General features: G+C 65.9%; 14 protein-coding genes. 13 read left to right on the forward strand and 1 reads right to left on the reverse strand.

Features of this window, described 5'->3' with window-relative positions; all coding sequences use genetic code 11:
• Positions 1-4 precede the first annotated feature (4 nt).
• The 9 genes from KPL74_13815 (at position 5) to KPL74_13855 (ending at position 11,591) form a co-directional block, all read left to right on the forward strand.
• Positions 5-1,048, forward strand: coding sequence for a sugar ABC transporter substrate-binding protein (locus KPL74_13815; protein QWT18817.1), 1,044 nt, complete (start codon positions 5-7; stop codon positions 1,046-1,048).
• 16 nt (positions 1,049-1,064) lie between these two features.
• Positions 1,065-2,225, forward strand: a complete 1,161-nt coding sequence (locus KPL74_13820) for an ABC transporter permease (GenBank protein QWT18818.1) — start codon at positions 1,065-1,067, stop codon at positions 2,223-2,225.
• Between the two features lie 11 nt (positions 2,226-2,236).
• Positions 2,237-3,025 (forward strand): ATP-binding cassette domain-containing protein, encoded by a 789-nt coding sequence (locus KPL74_13825; GenBank protein ID QWT18819.1) that lies wholly within the window; start codon positions 2,237-2,239, stop codon positions 3,023-3,025.
• Positions 3,026-3,040: 15 nt separating this feature from the next.
• On the forward strand, positions 3,041-5,014 hold the full coding sequence (gene iolC / locus KPL74_13830) for a 5-dehydro-2-deoxygluconokinase (GenBank protein QWT18820.1): 1,974 nt from the start codon (positions 3,041-3,043) through the stop codon (positions 5,012-5,014).
• Positions 5,011-6,894: a 3D-(3,5/4)-trihydroxycyclohexane-1,2-dione acylhydrolase (decyclizing) gene (gene iolD, locus KPL74_13835; protein ID QWT18821.1), complete on the forward strand. Its 1,884-nt coding sequence runs from the start codon at positions 5,011-5,013 to the stop codon at positions 6,892-6,894. Before iolC ends, iolD begins: the two co-directional genes overlap by 4 nt.
• Positions 6,891-7,799, forward strand: a complete 909-nt coding sequence (gene iolE / locus KPL74_13840; GenBank protein QWT18822.1) for a myo-inosose-2 dehydratase — start codon at positions 6,891-6,893, stop codon at positions 7,797-7,799. The genes iolD and iolE overlap by 4 nt, the downstream gene beginning before the upstream one ends.
• Positions 7,796-8,593: a 5-deoxy-glucuronate isomerase gene (iolB, locus tag KPL74_13845; GenBank protein ID QWT18823.1), complete on the forward strand. Its 798-nt coding sequence runs from the start codon at positions 7,796-7,798 to the stop codon at positions 8,591-8,593. Before iolE ends, iolB begins: the two co-directional genes overlap by 4 nt.
• A 25-nt stretch (positions 8,594-8,618) precedes the next feature.
• Positions 8,619-10,142 carry a CoA-acylating methylmalonate-semialdehyde dehydrogenase gene (locus KPL74_13850; protein ID QWT18824.1) on the forward strand — a complete coding sequence of 508 codons (1,524 nt, stop codon included), beginning with the start codon at positions 8,619-8,621 and terminating at the stop codon, positions 10,140-10,142.
• Between the two features lie 114 nt (positions 10,143-10,256).
• Complete coding sequence (locus KPL74_13855) at positions 10,257-11,591, forward strand: carbohydrate porin (protein ID QWT18825.1); 1,335 nt, start codon at positions 10,257-10,259, stop codon at positions 11,589-11,591.
• An 832-nt stretch (positions 11,592-12,423) separates the two neighbouring features.
• Here KPL74_13855 and KPL74_13860 read toward each other — a convergent pair.
• A complete protein-coding gene (locus tag KPL74_13860) occupies positions 12,424-12,615 on the reverse strand; it encodes a CPXCG motif-containing cysteine-rich protein (GenBank protein ID QWT18826.1) in 192 nt (63 codons plus the stop codon).
• A 38-nt stretch (positions 12,616-12,653) separates the two neighbouring features.
• Here KPL74_13860 and KPL74_13865 point away from each other — a divergent pair, with 38 nt between their 5' ends.
• The 4 genes from KPL74_13865 to msrB all read left to right on the forward strand — a co-directional run bounded on the left by KPL74_13865 (position 12,654) and on the right by msrB (position 15,395).
• Positions 12,654-13,361 (forward strand): HAD family hydrolase, encoded by a 708-nt coding sequence (locus tag KPL74_13865; protein QWT18827.1) that lies wholly within the window; start codon positions 12,654-12,656, stop codon positions 13,359-13,361.
• A 61-nt stretch (positions 13,362-13,422) separates the two neighbouring features.
• Positions 13,423-14,370 carry a YihY/virulence factor BrkB family protein gene (locus KPL74_13870; GenBank protein QWT18828.1) on the forward strand — a complete coding sequence of 316 codons (948 nt, stop codon included), beginning with the start codon at positions 13,423-13,425 and terminating at the stop codon, positions 14,368-14,370.
• Positions 14,367-14,690, forward strand: a complete 324-nt coding sequence (locus KPL74_13875) for a glycine zipper 2TM domain-containing protein (protein ID QWT18829.1) — start codon at positions 14,367-14,369, stop codon at positions 14,688-14,690. Before KPL74_13870 ends, KPL74_13875 begins: the two co-directional genes overlap by 4 nt.
• A gap of 93 nt (positions 14,691-14,783) precedes the next feature.
• Positions 14,784-15,395, forward strand: a complete 612-nt coding sequence (gene msrB / locus KPL74_13880; GenBank protein QWT18830.1) for a peptide-methionine (R)-S-oxide reductase MsrB — start codon at positions 14,784-14,786, stop codon at positions 15,393-15,395.
• Positions 15,396-15,475 lie beyond the last annotated feature (80 nt).

Genomic DNA, 15,475 nt, shown 5'->3' on the forward strand with positions numbered 1-15,475 from the left:
CAATATGCGATTCAAACCGTTCCACGCCACGCTGGCAGCTGCCCTGGCCCTTGGCCTCGGCCTTGCCGCCCCCGCCTCCCAGGCGGCACCCGGCGACCGCTACGTCCTCGTTTCCCACGCCGCCGATTCCGATTCGTGGTGGAACACCATCAAGAACTCGATCAAGCAGGCCGGCGAAGACTTCAACGTCGCCGTCGATTACCGCGGCTCCGGCAACGGCGACCTTTCCGAAATGGCCCGTCAGCTCGAGTCCGCCGCCGCCCGCAACTACAAGGGCGTCGCCTTCGACATCGCCAACTTCTCCGTGCTGCAGGGCCCGGCCGCGAAGGTCTCGGCCAAGGGCATTCCGATCGTCACGATCAACTCGGGCACGCCCGACGAGAGCAAGAAGATCGGCGCGATCCTGCACGTGGGCCAGAGTGAATACGATGCGGGCAAGGCCGCCGGCGAGCGGGCCAAGGCCGCGGGCATCACCAGCTTCGTCTGCGTGAACCACTACGCCACCAACAACGCCTCGTTCGAGCGCTGCCAGGGCTTCGCCGAAGCGATCGGCGTGAAGGACTGGCGCAAGACCTCGATGATCGACAGCGGCATGGACCCGACCGTGGTCGCCTCCAAGGTCAGCGCCTACCTGCGTTCCAACCCGAAGACCCAGGCCATCCTGGCGCTCGGCCCCAATGCCGCCGAGCCCACGATCAAGGTGGTCCAGGACATGCACCTGGCCGGGAAGATCAACTTCGGCACTTTCGACCTGTCGCCCGCGATCATCGCCGGCATCAAGGCCGGCACGATCCAGTACGCCATCGACCAGCAGCCCTACCTGCAGGGTTACATGGGCATCGCCGCACTGGTGATCGCGCATGACCAGAACACCAAGGACCCGGCGAAGATCATCGCGGCCCTCAAGGCGAACCCGAAGTTCCAGGCGCGCCTGAAGGAATACGACCTCAAGCCCATCTACACCGCCACCGGCGTCAGCTCGGGCCCGGCCTTCGTCACGAAGGAAAACGTCGCCACCGTCGAGAAGTACGCCGGCCAGTACCGCTGACCGCCGGGAGTAACCCATGAGCGCCATCAACGAGAGCGTTACCAACATGATCCAGCGTCAGCGCGCAGAAGCGCAGGAAACCGCGGCACCCACGGATGAACGCGTACGGCGGGTTTCGCCGTGGCGCATCCTGCTGGACCGGCCCGAACTCGGGTCGATCGCCGGCACGGTGCTCGTCTTCGTCTTCTTCGGCATCTTCGCCGGTGATTCGGGCATGTTCGCCCTCGATGGCGTCATCAACTGGGCACAGGTGGCAGGCTACCTCGGCATCCTCGCCGTGGGCGCCTGCCTGCTGATGATCGCCGGCGAATTCGACCTGTCCATGGGCTCGATGATCGGTTTCGCCGGCGTGCTCGTGGCCATCCCACCGATGTACATGGGCTGGCCGCTGTGGGCGGCGGTGATCTTCGCCTTCGCCGGCTCGATGGCACTCGGCGCGCTCAACGGCTACCTCGTCGTGCGCACCCGGTTGCCATCCTTCATCGTCACGCTCGCCTTCATGTTCATCCTGCGCGGCCTGACCCTGGTGCTGTCGACCCGCTTCGCCAACAGCACCATCGTCAGCGGCGTAGGCGACAAGTTCGCCCAGGATCCGGTGATCAACGCGCTGTTTTCCGGCACGACCTTCCACTGGCTGTTCACCGCACTGGCCGGCATGAACCTGATCGAGAAGCTGCCCAGCGGCGACCCGGTCGTGCAGGGCATCCCGAAGGTGCTCGTGTGGTGGGCCGTGATGGCCGTCGCCGCCGGTTTCGTCCTCGCCCGCACCCGCTTCGGCAACTGGATCTACACCGTGGGTGGCGACTCCAACGCGGCGAAGAACGTGGGCGTGCCGGTGCGCCGGGTCAAGATTTCGCTGTTCGTGCTCACGGCATTCTGCGCCTGCCTGTTCGGCGTGCTGCAGGTGGCGGACGTGGGCTCGGCGGCGGCGGATCGCGGCCTGCAGAAGGAATTCGAGGCCATCATCGCCGTGGTCATCGGCGGCACCCTGCTCACCGGTGGCTTCGGCTCGGTGATCGGTGCCTGCTTCGGCGCCCTCATCTTCGGCGTGGTGCAGATCGGCATTTCCTACACCAACATCGATTCGGACTGGTACCGCGTCTTCCTCGGCGGCATGTTGCTGCTGGCGGTGCTGTTCAACCACTACATCCGCAGCCGCGCTGCGAGCACGAAGTGAGGACACCGGACATGGCTACCGACTACATCCTGGAACTGGACAACGTCAGCAAGTTCTTCGGCACGGTGATCGCCCTGCAAGGCGTCACGCTGAAGCTCAAACGCGGCGAAGTGCACTGCCTGCTCGGCGACAACGGTGCCGGCAAGTCCACCCTGATCAAGACGCTGGCCGGCGTGCACCAGCCCAGCCAGGGCGAATACCGCGTGGATGGCGAGGCGGTGAAGTTCAATTCGCCGCGGGAAGCGCTCGACCGCGGCATCGCCACCGTCTACCAGGACCTGGCCCTCGTGCCGCTGATGAGCGTGGCGCGCAATTTCTTCGCTGGCCGCGAGCCGCGCAAGAAGATGTTCGGCGTGATCCCGGTGCTCGACATGCAGTACGCCAACGAAACGGCGCGCGAGAAGCTGGCGGAAATGGGCATCCACGTGCGCGATGCCGGCCAGCCGGTCGGCACCATGTCCGGCGGCGAACGGCAGTGCCTGGCCATCGCCCGCGCGATCCATTTCGGCGCGAAGGTGCTGATCCTCGACGAACCCACCGCCGCGCTCGGCGTCAAGCAGAGCTGCAATGTGCTGAAGCTGATCCACAAGGCGCGCGAACGCGGCATCTCGGTGATCTTCATCACCCACAACGTGCATCACGCCTATCCCATCGCGGACAGCTTCACCCTGCTCAACCGCGGCCAGTCCATGGGCACCTTCGAGAAAACCAGCATCACGAAGGAAGAAGTGCTCGACATGATGGCCGGCGGCACTGAGATCCAGAGCCTCGTCGATGAACTGGAAGGCCGTGCGGCCTGAAGAACACACATAACCATGCGTAGTCCCCTGCCCCGCTCCACCTCCCGCCCCATCGACGTTGCCTGCCTCGGCCGGCTCGCGGTGGATCTCTACGCCCAGCAGATCGGCGCCCGCCTGGAAGACGTCACCAGCTTCGCCAAATACCTCGGTGGCTCGTCCGCCAACGTCGCCTTCGGTACCGCGCGGCTTGGCCTGCAGTCGGCCATGCTCTCGCGTGTCGGCGATGACCAGATGGGTACCTTCCTGCTCGAAACGCTGGCCAACGAAGGCAGCGACGTGAGCCAGGTGAAGGTCGACCCGGAGCGGCTGACGGCACTGGCCATCCTTGGCATCAAGGACAGCACGACGTTCCCGTTGCTGTTCTACCGCGAGAATTGCGCCGACATGGCGCTCGACGCGGCGGATATCGACGAGGCCTTCATCGGCCGCTGCCGCGCGCTGGCCATCACCGGCACGCACCTGTCGCAACCCGGCGTGCGCGCGGCCAGCCAGCGCGCGCTTGAGCTGGCGCGAAGCCACGATGTCCGCACGGTGCTCGACATCGACTACCGTCCGGTCCTTTGGGGCCTCACCGGTCGCGGCAACGGGGCGCAGCGCTTCGTCGCCGCCGAGCATGTGACGCGCGACCTGCAGGCCATGCTTCCCCTGTTCGACCTGATCGTGGGCACCGAGGAAGAATTCCACATCGCCGGTGGCAGCGAAGACCTGCTCGCCGCCCTGCGCGCCGTCCGCGGTATCACCGCCGCCACGCTGGTGGTCAAGCGTGGTCCGCTGGGCTGCACGGTCATCGACGGCCCGATCCCGGGCGATATCGACCACGCACCAACCTATCGGGGCGCACGGGTGGAAGTGCTCAACGTCCTCGGTGCCGGCGATGCGTTCCTGTCGGGCTTCCTCGCCGGCTGGCTGCGTGACGAAAGCATCGAGCGCGCCTGTGCGTGGGCCAATGCCTGCGGCGCCATCGTGGTGTCGCGACATGCCTGCGCGCCGGCCATGCCCGCCCGTGCCGAACTCGACGCCTTCCTCGGCCGCGAGGGTGGCATCGCCCGGCCGGACCTCGATGCCGAACTCTCGCACCTGCACCGCGCGGCGATCCCGCGCAAGGCATGGAACGAGCTGTACGTGTTCGCCTTCGACCATCGCACGCCGTTCTTCGAACTGGTGCGCGAGGCCGGCGGCGACGAAGCGCGCCTGCCCCGCCTGAAGGAACTGCTGGTCGAGGCGGTGGCCGCCACCGAGCGTGCTAACGGCCTGCAAGGCCACGTCGGCCTGCTCGCCGACGACCGCTATGGCCAGGACGCGCTGAACGCCGCCACCGGCCGCAGCTGGTGGATCGGCCGTCCGGTCGAAGTGCCGGGCTCCAACCCGCTGGAATTCGAACGCGGCCGCTCCATCGGCAGCCAGCTGGTCAGCTGGCCGCGCGAGCACGTCATCAAGTGCCTCGTGCAGTTCGACCCCGACGCCGAGCCGCTGCATCGCGTCGAGCAGGAAACCCAACTGCTCGCGTTGTACGACGCGGCGAAGCTCAGTGGCCATGAGCTCCTGCTCGAAGTGATCCCGCCGGGTTGCACCAGCCACGCGCAGCGCGACGAGCTGGTGCTTCGCTCGATGAAGCGCATCTACAACCTGGGCATCCAGCCCGACTGGTGGAAGCTTTGCCCGCCGCGCCGCGAGGCATGGCCGGCCATCGATGCACTGATCCATGAACGTGACCCGTTCTGCCGCGGCGTGCTGCTGCTCGGCCTCAACGCACCGGCGGAATCCCTCGCCGCCGGCTTTGCGGACGCGACCGGCAGCAGCACGGTCCGTGGCTTCGCCGTGGGCCGCACGCTGTTCGCCGAGCCCTCGAAAGCCTGGCTGGCCGGCCGGATCGACGATGCGACCCTGGTCGACCAGGCCCGTACGGCCTTCGAAGCGATGATCCGCGCGTGGCAGCAGGGCACCCAGCGGCAGCCCGAAAGCCGCGTTGCCGAAGGTGCCGCGGCATGAGCGAGACCATCCGCCTCACCTGTGCCCAGGCCCTCGTTCGCTACCTGGAAGCGCTGCAAGCGCGCGACGCGGACTCGGACGAAGCCCATCCGCTGTTTGGCGGGGTGTTCGCCATCTTCGGCCACGGCAACGTGGCCGGGCTGGGCGAAGCGCTGTACGAAGCACGCGACACGCTACCCACGTTCCGCGCCCACAACGAGCAGGCGATGGCGCACGCCGCCATCGCCTACGCCAAGGCCAGCATGCGTCGACGCATGATGGCCGTGACCACCTCGATCGGCCCGGGTGCCACCAACCTCATCACCGCCGCCGCGCTGGCCCACGTCAACCGGCTGCCCGTGCTGCTCCTGCCGGGTGACGTCTTCGTCTCGCGCGCCCCCGACCCGGTGCTCCAGCAGCTGGAGGACTTCAGCGACGGCACCGTGTCGGTCAACGACTGCTTCCGCCCGGTTTCGCGCTACTTCGATCGCATCGTCCGGCCTGAGCAGTTGCTGACGGCGCTCCCGCGCGCCGTGCGTGCGCTCACCGATCCGGCGCTGTGCGGCCCGGTGACGCTCGCCCTGCCGCAGGATGTCCAGGCGGAAGCGTACGACTACCCCCTGTCGTTCTTCGAACCGCGCGAAATCGTCTTCCGCGCGCCGCAGCCAACCGACGACGAACTGATGGAGGCGCTCGATGCGATCGAGGCCTCCGAACGCCCGGTGATCATCGCCGGCGGTGGCGCGCTCTATGCGAAGGCGACGCCAGAGCTGCTCGCGTTCGCCGACAAGCACGGGGTGCCCGTTTGCGAAACCCAGGCCGGCAAGGGCGCGATGCCGTGGAACCATCCGCTGCAGCTCGGCCCCGCTGGCGTGTGCGGATCCACCGCGGCGAACGACATGCTGGCCGAAGCCGACCTGATCATCGCCGTCGGCACGCGCCTGCAGGATTTCACCACCGGCTCGAACGCCCACTTCCGCCACGTGCCGATCCTTTCGGTCAACGTCAACAGCTTCGATGCCCTGAAGGGCGACGGCCTGGAAGTGATCGGCGACGCGGCACAGGTCCTTGACGACCTGAGCTTCGCGCTGGAAGACTGGGCTGCGCCCGAAGCGTGGAGCACGCGTGCGCGCGAAGCGGCCACGGCATGGGTCGACACTGTTTCGCGCATCACCGGACAGCGCGAGGCACCCACCGGCCGGCTGCCTTACGACGGCGAAGTGATCGGCGCCGTGCAACGCTCGTCGACGAACTCGGCCATGAGCGACATCGTCGTCTGCGCCGCCGGCACGCTGCCCGCCGAACTGGAAAAGCTGTGGCGTACGGAAACGCCGGGCGGCTACCACATGGAGTATGGCTACTCGTGCATGGGCTATGAGATCGCCGGTGGCCTGGGCGTGAAGATGGCCGAGCCCGATCGCGAGGTGATCGTGATGGTCGGCGATGGCAGCTACCTGATGATGAACTCCGAGATTGCCACCTCGGTGATGCTCGACGCCAAGCTGATCATCGTGCTGCTCGACAACCGCGGCTACGGCTGCATCAATCGGCTGCAACAGGCCACGGGCAGTGCACCGTTCAACAATATGTTCGACGACTGCCTGCAGGGTCGGCACGGCGTGCCGCGCATCGATTTCGCAGCGCACGCCCGCGCACTGGGCGCCGTCGCCGAGCATGTCGCCGACATCGCTGGCCTCGAGGCCGCGATGGAACGGGCGCGCGCCGCCGACCGCACGTATCTCATCTGCATCGACACCGACCACACGCGCACCACCGCCGAGGGCGGCGTATGGTGGGACGTGGCGGTGCCGGAAGTCTCCACGCGGGAAGCGGTGCGCACGGCGCGCGCCGGCTATGAATCCGCCATCGTGGGCCGCAAGGCCGGGAACACGCCAGCATGAAGAATGATCCCATCCGCATCGGCATCAACCCGATCTCATGGAGCAACGACGACCTGCCCTCGCTGGGCGGTGAGACGCCCCTGTCGACCGCGCTCAGCGAAGGCAAGGCGATCGGCTACGAAGGGTTCGAGCTCGGCAACAAATTTCCGAAAGATCCTGCGGAATTGCGCGACCTGATGGCCGGTTACGGCCTCGACGTGGTCAGCGGATGGTATTCGGGGCGCGCCGCGACCCGTCCCGCCAGCGAAGAGATCGTTGCCGTCGGCAAGCATCTGCGCCTGCTCGCGGAGAACGGTTGCAAGGTGATGGTCTACGGCGAAGTAGCCAACGCCATCCAGGGCGAGCCGCAGCCGCTGCACAAGCGGCCACGTTTCCGCACGAGCGACGAGTGGAAACGCTACGGCGAGAACCTGACCGATTTCGCGAAGTTCACCCTGTCGCACGGCGTCCGCCTCGCCTATCACCACCACATGGGCGCCTACGTCGAATCGCCGGACGATATCGACCAGCTCATGGCGCACACCGGCGATGAAGTCGGCCTGCTGTTCGACAGCGGGCATACCTATTTCGGTGGCGGCGATCCGCTTGCCGTGCTTGACCGGCACATCGATCGCATCTGCCACGTCCACTGCAAGGACGTCCGTCCCGGCATCGTCCGCATGGCGCGCAACCGCCACTGGACCTTCCTGGAGTCCGTCCTCAACGGCGCCTTCACCGTGCCGGGCGACGGCGTCATCGACTTCGCCGGCATCGTCGATCGGCTCAAATCGCATGGCTACCGGGGCTGGCTCGTCGTCGAGGCCGAACAGGATCCGTCCGTGGCGCCCAGCTACGCCTATGCGGAGAAGGGCTACCAGACATTGCGTTCCCTGCTCGACCGGCAACCGGTGAAGGAGGTCGCATGAGCCTGCTCGTCAAGGCCGCGGCGCAAGGCGAGGCCATCGTCAAGGTCACGCCGGAGTCCGCACGGTGGAAGCACGTGGGCTTCGAGGCTCGTCGCCTGAAGGCCGGTGAATCCGTCACGCTTGCCCTCCCCGCCGATCGCGAAGGTTGCCTGGTCGTGCTGACCGGCACCGTCGACATCAGCGTCGCCGGGCACGCCTGGAAAGGCCTCGGCGGCCGCGCAAGCGTGTTCGAGGATCGCTCGACCCACGCCGTGTACGCGCCGCCGTCGTCCACCTATACCGTCACGGCACATGACGCCGCCGAACTCGCCCTCGCCAGCGCACCGGCCACCGGCCAGTTCGAAGCACGGCTGATCGAACCGCAGGGCATGAAGCGTTCCGTGCGCGGTGCGGGCGCCAACACCCGCTACGTCTGCGACATCCTGCCGGAGACGGAGCATGCCGAATCCTTGCTGGTTGTCGAGGTCCTGACCCCGGCCGGGCATTCGTCCAGCTATCCGCCGCACAAGCACGACACCGACAACCTGCCGGAAGAGAGCGTGCTGGAGGAAACCTATTACCACCGCATCGACCCACCGCAGGGCTTTGCATTCCAGCGCGTCTACACCGACGAGCGCGACATCGACGAGTCGATGGCCGTCGGTGACCACGACGTGGTGATGGTGCCGCGCGGCTACCACCCCGTGGTGATGCCGCATGGCTACCGCGGCTACTACCTCAACGTCATGGCCGGACCGCGCCGCGAGTGGCACTTCCGCAACGACCCCGCCCACGAATGGATGATCGCGCGCTGAGCGCGCGACCGGAGACACACGAATCATGTCCGCACAGCCCGAAACCCACGACCTCTATCGCATCGGCCACCACATCGGCGGCAAGGCGTACGCCGGCTCCCCCACGGGCACGGCACCGGTCTATAACCCGGCCAGTGGCCGGATCGCCGCGGAAGTCGACCTAGCCTCGGTCGCCGACGTCGATGTCGCCGTGCAGGCGGCCCACGCCGCGTTCCGCAAGTGGTCCGAAACCCCGCCGCTGAAGCGCGCCCGCGTGATGTTCCGCTTCAAGGAACTGATCGAGCGCGACATGGACAAGCTCGCCCGCGTCATCGTCGCCGAGCACGGCAAGGTGCTCTCGGATGCGAAGGGCGAAATCATCCGCGGCCTGGAAGTGGTCGAATACGCCTGCGGCATCCCCGAATTGCTCAAGGGTGAATACACCGAGCAGATCGCCAACGGCATCGATGCGTGGACCATGCGCCAGGCGATCGGCGTCTGCGCCGGTATCACGCCGTTCAATTTCCCCGCGATGGTCCCGATGTGGATGTTCCCGATGGCCATCGCCTGCGGCAACACGTTCGTGCTCAAGCCGTCCGAGCGCGATCCGTCGCTCGCCGTCGAACTGGCCGTGTTGCTGAAGGAAGCGGGCCTGCCCGACGGTGTGTTCAACGTCGTCCACGGCGACAAGACCGCGGTGGATGCACTGCTCGACCACGACCTCGTGCGCGCTATCAGCTTCGTCGGTTCGACGCCCATCGCCGAGTACATCTATGCGCGCGGCACCGCCAAGGGCAAACGCGTCCAAGCCCTGGGTGGGGCCAAGAATCATATGATCGTCATGCCCGATGCCGACCTGGACAAGACGGCCGACGCGCTGATGGGTGCAGGTTATGGCGCCGCAGGCGAGCGCTGCATGGCGATTTCCGTCGCCGTGGCGGTGGGCGAGGCCACGGCTGACGCGCTGGTCGCCAGGCTCAAGCCACGCGTGGAAGCGCTACGCATCGGCCACGGCCTGGACGAAACGGTGGAGATGGGCCCGGTCGTGACCGCGATCCATCGCGATCGCATCACGGGCTACATCGACGATGGCGAAGCGGCTGGCGCGGAGCTCGTCGTCGACGGTCGTGGCTACCAGGTGGCCGGTTGCGAACAGGGCTTTTTCGTTGGTGGCACGCTGTTCGACCACGTCACGCCGGCCATGCGGATTTACAAGGAAGAGATTTTTGGACCCGTGCTTTGCGTCGTTCGAGCGCCGGATTTTGCGAGCGCGCTCAAGCTTGTCGACGACCACGAATACGGCAACGGCACGGCCATCTTCACGCGGGATGGACAGGTCGCACGCGAATTTGCGCATCGGGTCCAGGTCGGCATGATCGGCATCAACGTGCCAATTCCTGTACCGATGGCTTTCCACAGCTTTGGTGGGTGGAAAAAGAGCCTCATGGGCGATCACCACGCGCATGGCCCTGAATCCGTACGTTTCTACACGCGGCAGAAAGCCGTTACACAGCGTTGGCTGAACCACGATGAAAGCGCTGGCGCCGAATTCGCGATGCCCACGCATTAGTCTGACAAAACGTCTATGATTCGCCGGTTGTGAGCACAAGAAACATGGTGCATCGCAACTGATATAAACAAAAACCATGTACGAAAAAGCGTAAATTTTCAGGGAGAAGGGTTCATGCTTACGAATCTGATCAAGCGTCCCCTCGCAGGCGTTGTGTTAGCTGGACTCGCGTTCGCCGGTGCTGCCCACGCCGACGATGCGACGACGTCCGGAACTGGTGATCTGTCCACCAGCAAGTATCTGTTCGGCGATTGGGGCGGCGAGCGTAGCCGTCTCGCAGACAAAGGCATCACGTTTGACTTCGGCTACGGTTTCGAAGCCGCGCACAACTATTCCGGTGGTACCAAGAGCATCACCCGCTACACCGACCAGTGGAAACTCGGCACCGCATTCGACCTGCAGAAGCTTTGGGGTTGGGACGGCGCGAAGTTCACCATCATGGTCACCGACCGTAACGGTCGCGACATCGGTGCCGATGCGCACATCGGCAACAACCAGCTGATCCAGGAAGTCTACGGTCGCGGCCAGACGTGGCACCTGACCATCTTCGCCCTCGAACAGAAGTTCTTCGACGGCGCACTGACCTGGAAGGTCGGCCGCCTGCCGGTGGGCGAGGACATCAACCAGTTCTCGTGCGACTTCCAGAACCTTTCGTTCTGCGGCGCGCAGCCGGGCAACATCGTCGGCGACTACTGGATCAACTGGCCGACCAGCCAGTGGGCCACGGTCCTGAAGCTGAACACCAGCAGCGACACGTTCGTGCAGATTGCCGGCTACCAGATGAATCCGAAGTATGCGGACGATTCCTATGCCGTGCATCACGGCCTGACGCCAGGCTTCCCGAGCGGCACCACGGGTGCGTTGATCCCGCTGGAGTTCGGCTGGAAGCCCACGCTCAACGGCCTGCCGGGTTCGTATCGCGCCGGCGTCTGGTACAACACGTCGAAGGGTAACGATCTGTATCTGAATACGGATCACCAGCCGCTCGCCGAATACGGCGGCAGCGCCCTGCAGCACGATTCGCGCCGCGGTGCGTGGATCACGTTCCAGCAGCAGGTCTCGGGTGTCGCGGGTGGCAAGGGTACGACGGTGTTCCTCAACGTCACCTCGGCCGACCACGCCACGTCGGCGACGAATAACCAGATCGCGCTCGGCATGGAGTACAAGGGCATCTTCGATCGCCCGAACGACTTCATCGGCGCGGCCATCGCGGGTTCGCACGCGAATGGTTATGCCGCGAAGAACCAGCGCCTGATCAATGCGCTGAACCCGGATAACCCGGGCATCGTCAACGATGGCTACGAGAAGGTGGCCGAAGTGTTCTACAGCTGGTCGCCGATTCCGTCGGTGGCGATTCGTCCGAACCTGCAGTACATCAAGGATCCGGGCGGCAGCAAGCAGAACGACGATGCGTTCGTGCTTGGCCTCAAAACCAGCGTCGCGTTCTAAGTCCCAAAGGCCCGGCAACCCCGGGCCTTTTCTTGTCCGACCTCCGCGCGGCACTCCGGCCGCCCTGTAGGAGCGCGCCTGCGCGCGACCGACCGTACCGCCATCACCGACCGCTCCGCAGCGCTCGTACGTGGTCGCAGGACCAGCCCTCGGCGCCCACCCTCGCTGCTCAGACAGGTCCTCCGCGCTCGACAGGGTTGGCCGCAGCCGCGGCCCATGTACTTGATCGGCCTACGGCCGCTCGCTTGTGCGGAACTCGCCTCGAGGGTGGGCGCCGAGGTCTGTTCTTGCAGCCCGCATAGCTCTTGTAGGAGCGCGCCTGCGCGCGAAAATCCAACGGAGCGGGGATGATGGGACCTGATACACCGGTTCATGCGGACGCCTTCGAATCACATTGAAATGATGATCCCGGGCGCCGGTACCGCAGTGTTTAGGCCATTCGATTCGCGCGCAGGCGCGCTCCTACAGGAGACACCGCGGTGCCTCGGCTGTCCAACCCAGCCCGCGGGAACGTGGAAGAAGAGCCCTCGGCGCCTACCCTCGAGGCGAGTTCGTGGCGGCGAGGGGGCCGGGCGGAAGAAGCCCGCAGGGGGCCGGCCACGATGGCCGGCCGTTCTTGTTGAGGCAGGATGCCGAATCAAGAACCTCCGCCCGGCACCCGGTGCGCGGCCGCAGGCCAAATCAAAAAACGGGCTGCGGAGCAGCCCCTCCCTGTCGCACGCCAGAACGCTGTCTGAGCAGCGAGGGTAGGCGCCGAGGGCTCTTCGTGCCAGAACGCCCGAGCGCCGCGAGGAGGCCGGATCAGGCGACCACGCCCGAGCGCCGCGCAGCCTCAGGAGTCGTTTTCGGCGGAGGCGGTGAGGTCGAAGGAATCGTCGGCCTCGTCGACCAGCAGGCGCATCACGATGGGACGGCAGCAGACCTGGCAGTCCTCGATGTACGACTGGCTACCCGCCGAGGTATCCACCGCCACCTCGATGGTCTCGCCACAGTACGGACAAGCGATATCGGTAAATTCATACATGGCGCTATCCTAGCGCGGTAGACCCACGAGATACCCCCATGATCGACCTGGTCGGCTTCGACGGCGACGACACCCTCTGGCACAGCCAGGAATTCTACGATCGCGCCCAGGACGCGTTCGAAGCCATCCTCGGCAAATACGTCGACCTCGCCGTCGGCGGCCTGCGCGACAGCCTGCTCGCCACCGAACGCGGCAACATCGCCCTGTTCGGCTACGGCGCCAAGGGCATGACCCTGTCGATGATCGAATCGGCCATCGAGCTCACCGACGGCCGGATCGAAGCACGCGATATCCACCGCATCGTGCGCCTGGGCAAGGAGGTGCTGGCCCACCCCGTCGAGCTGCTACCCGGCATCCGCGAGGCCGTGGAGCACGTGGCCGAACACCACCGCGTGGTCCTGATCACCAAGGGCGACCTGTTCCACCAGGAATACAAGGTCGCCCGCTGCGGCCTCGCCGACGTCTTCCACCGGATCGAGATCGTCTCGGAGAAGGATCCGGCCGCCTACGAGCGGCTGTTCCGCGAGTTCGACGTGGTCCCGGGGCGCTTCGCCATGGTCGGCAATTCGCTGAAGTCGGATATCGCCCCGGTGGTGGAACTGGGCGGCTGGGGCGTGTACATGCCCTACCACAGCACCTGGGCCCACGAGGTGGTGACCGGGTTCAACATGACCGACCGGGTGATCGAGGTCCGTGGGGCCGAGGGGATCGCCGAGGCGATCGGCCGGATGGACCTGGCGGCCTGAGTCCACGTTTTTTTCGCGCCGGAAGACCCACCCTGTCCTCAATTCCAAGTGAGGATCCCCGGTGGACCGCAGGATCAACCTCGGCTGGCAGGTCGTTAAAACCACGGCGAAGGGCTTCAGCGACGACGAGCTGATGACCCGCGCCGCCGCGCTGGCCTTCTACTCCGCCCTCTCGTTCGCCCCCTTGCTGGTGCTGTTGCTCTGGGTCGTCGCCTCGCTGCGCCCGGAATGGCAGGCCCAGCTGGTCGATGGCCTGAACGGCCTGGTCGGTGCCCGCGCCTCCGACGCGGTGAAGCTGGTGATCGAGAACGCGAAGCAGCGCCCTAGCGTCGGCAGCGTGGCCGGCCTGATCGGCCTCGGCGTCACCCTGGTCGGCGCCTCGGCCGTGTTCGCCCAGCTGCAAGGTGCACTCAATCGCGTCTGGAGCCTGCAGCCGCGGCCGGGCAACACCAGCCGGGCCATCCTCGGCTGGCTGCGTGCCCGCCTGCATGCGTTGGGACTGCTGCTCTCGCTCGCCTTCCTGCTGGTGATCTCGTTCTCGGCGAGCGCGTTGATCGCGGTCTTCGTCCGCGGCGGCACGGTGGGCTGGCATGCGCTGGAAATGGTGATCTCGTTCGCCGTTTTCGTGCTGATCTTCGGGGCGATCTACAAGGTGCTCCCCGACGCCATCATCGAATGGCGCGACGCGATCATCGGTGCCTCGCTGACCGCCCTGCTGTTCGTCATCGGCAAATACGCCATCGGCATCTACCTGGAACGCAGCAACGTGGGTGGCCCGTACGGCCCCGCAGGCGGTGTCGTGGTCCTGCTTGTGTGGGTCTATTACTCGGCGCTAATCCTGTTGCTGGGCGCGGAACTGACCGAGGCCGTGGCGGAGGCGCGCGGTACGCCAATTAAACCGCGGCCATACGCGATGTCGGTGCGGGCCGCGAATCGGGCCGCTGTTGACCCGTCCATCACGACGGCGGCGGTATCCCTGAAAGCCGTCGATAAGGAGGACACGCCATGAAGAAATCCCTTACAGCCGTTGCAGCCCTTAGCCTCGCCTTTGGCGTGGTCGCCCCCGCTTTTGCTCGCCACCAGGTCTGCGAGGACGTAGAAACCAAGCAGATCCAGTCGAAGGACAACAACCGGCTGATCGGCACCGGCGTCGGCGCGGTAGCTGGCGGCGTGCTCGGCCATCAGGTCGGCGGCGGCAAGGGCAAGACGCTGGCGACGGTGGGTGGCGCCGTGGCCGGTGGCTACGTGGGCAACCAGGTCCAGAAGAACCACCAGGACAAGAATGCGACCTACAGCACCGAGCGTCGGTGCCATTGGGTCGACGATTGATGCGTCGGTCGATCGGGATGTAAGCCGGGGCCGGGTTGGCCGGTCTGTGTTGGAGGGCGCCCCGTGGCGCCCTTCCCTGCTTCCGGAGGTTCCATGCGCACCGATCCTGATCGCCGCCGCTTCCTGACCGTCTTCGCCGCCACGGCCGCGGCTTCGATCTCCCTCCCGTTCATCTTCCGCGCCAGCCGGCCGGCGATGGCCGCCGAGGCACCCAAGCCGGCCCAGGCCGGCGGCAACGTGACGCTGGACTGTTTCGCACCTGACAAGAAGCCGCTCGGCACCTGCGTCGAGGCGAAAGTCGTGCTCAGCGACGACGAGTGGCAGAAAAAGCTTGATTCGCGCGCGTATTACGTCACCCGACACGAGGGCACCGAGCCGCCGTACACGGGCCCGGGCTGGAATCGGCATGACGATGGCCTCTATCGCTGCATCGGCTGCGATACGGCGCTGTTCGACGCGAAGACCAAGTTCGATTCCGGGACGGGCTGGCCAAGCTTCTGGCAGCCGATTTCCAAGCGGAACATCGTGCAGACCACCGACCGTAGCCTGCTGGAAGAGCGCGTCGCGGTGAGCTGCGCCCGTTGCGGGTCACACCTCGGCCATGTGTTCGACGATGGTCCGGATCCGACCGGGCTGCGTTACTGCATGAACGCGGTGGCGATGCATTTCGTCCCGGTGCCCGGCGTACACATCACCCTATCCTGAAACGAGTGTAGGAGCGCGCCTGCGCGCGACAGGCGTGGCTAACGCCTGCCCCGAAACGAATGTAGGAGCGTGCCTGCGCG

The organism is Bacillus sp. NP157, assembly GCA_018889975.1.
Taxonomy (GTDB): Bacteria; Pseudomonadota; Gammaproteobacteria; order Xanthomonadales; family Rhodanobacteraceae; genus Luteibacter.

Excerpts from the sequence above, each read along its gene's own strand:
- KPL74_13860 (QWT18826.1), bottom strand. The coding sequence starts at position 12,615 with ATGTATGAATTTACCGATATCGCTTGTCCGTACTGTGGCGAGACCATC.
- KPL74_13875 (QWT18829.1), top strand. The coding sequence starts at position 14,367 with ATGAAGAAATCCCTTACAGCCGTTGCAGCCCTTAGCCTCGCCTTTGGC.
- KPL74_13865 (QWT18827.1), top strand. The coding sequence starts at position 12,654 with ATGATCGACCTGGTCGGCTTCGACGGCGACGACACCCTCTGGCACAGC.
- iolE (QWT18822.1), top strand. The coding sequence starts at position 6,891 with ATGAAGAATGATCCCATCCGCATCGGCATCAACCCGATCTCATGGAGC.
- iolC (QWT18820.1), top strand. The coding sequence starts at position 3,041 with ATGCGTAGTCCCCTGCCCCGCTCCACCTCCCGCCCCATCGACGTTGCC.
- iolB (QWT18823.1), top strand. The coding sequence starts at position 7,796 with ATGAGCCTGCTCGTCAAGGCCGCGGCGCAAGGCGAGGCCATCGTCAAG.
- KPL74_13825 (QWT18819.1), top strand. The coding sequence starts at position 2,237 with ATGGCTACCGACTACATCCTGGAACTGGACAACGTCAGCAAGTTCTTC.
- KPL74_13815 (QWT18817.1), top strand. The coding sequence starts at position 5 with ATGCGATTCAAACCGTTCCACGCCACGCTGGCAGCTGCCCTGGCCCTT.
- KPL74_13820 (QWT18818.1), top strand. The coding sequence starts at position 1,065 with ATGAGCGCCATCAACGAGAGCGTTACCAACATGATCCAGCGTCAGCGC.
- iolD (QWT18821.1), top strand. The coding sequence starts at position 5,011 with ATGAGCGAGACCATCCGCCTCACCTGTGCCCAGGCCCTCGTTCGCTAC.
- msrB (QWT18830.1), top strand. The coding sequence starts at position 14,784 with ATGCGCACCGATCCTGATCGCCGCCGCTTCCTGACCGTCTTCGCCGCC.
- KPL74_13850 (QWT18824.1), top strand. The coding sequence starts at position 8,619 with ATGTCCGCACAGCCCGAAACCCACGACCTCTATCGCATCGGCCACCAC.
- KPL74_13855 (QWT18825.1), top strand. The coding sequence starts at position 10,257 with ATGCTTACGAATCTGATCAAGCGTCCCCTCGCAGGCGTTGTGTTAGCT.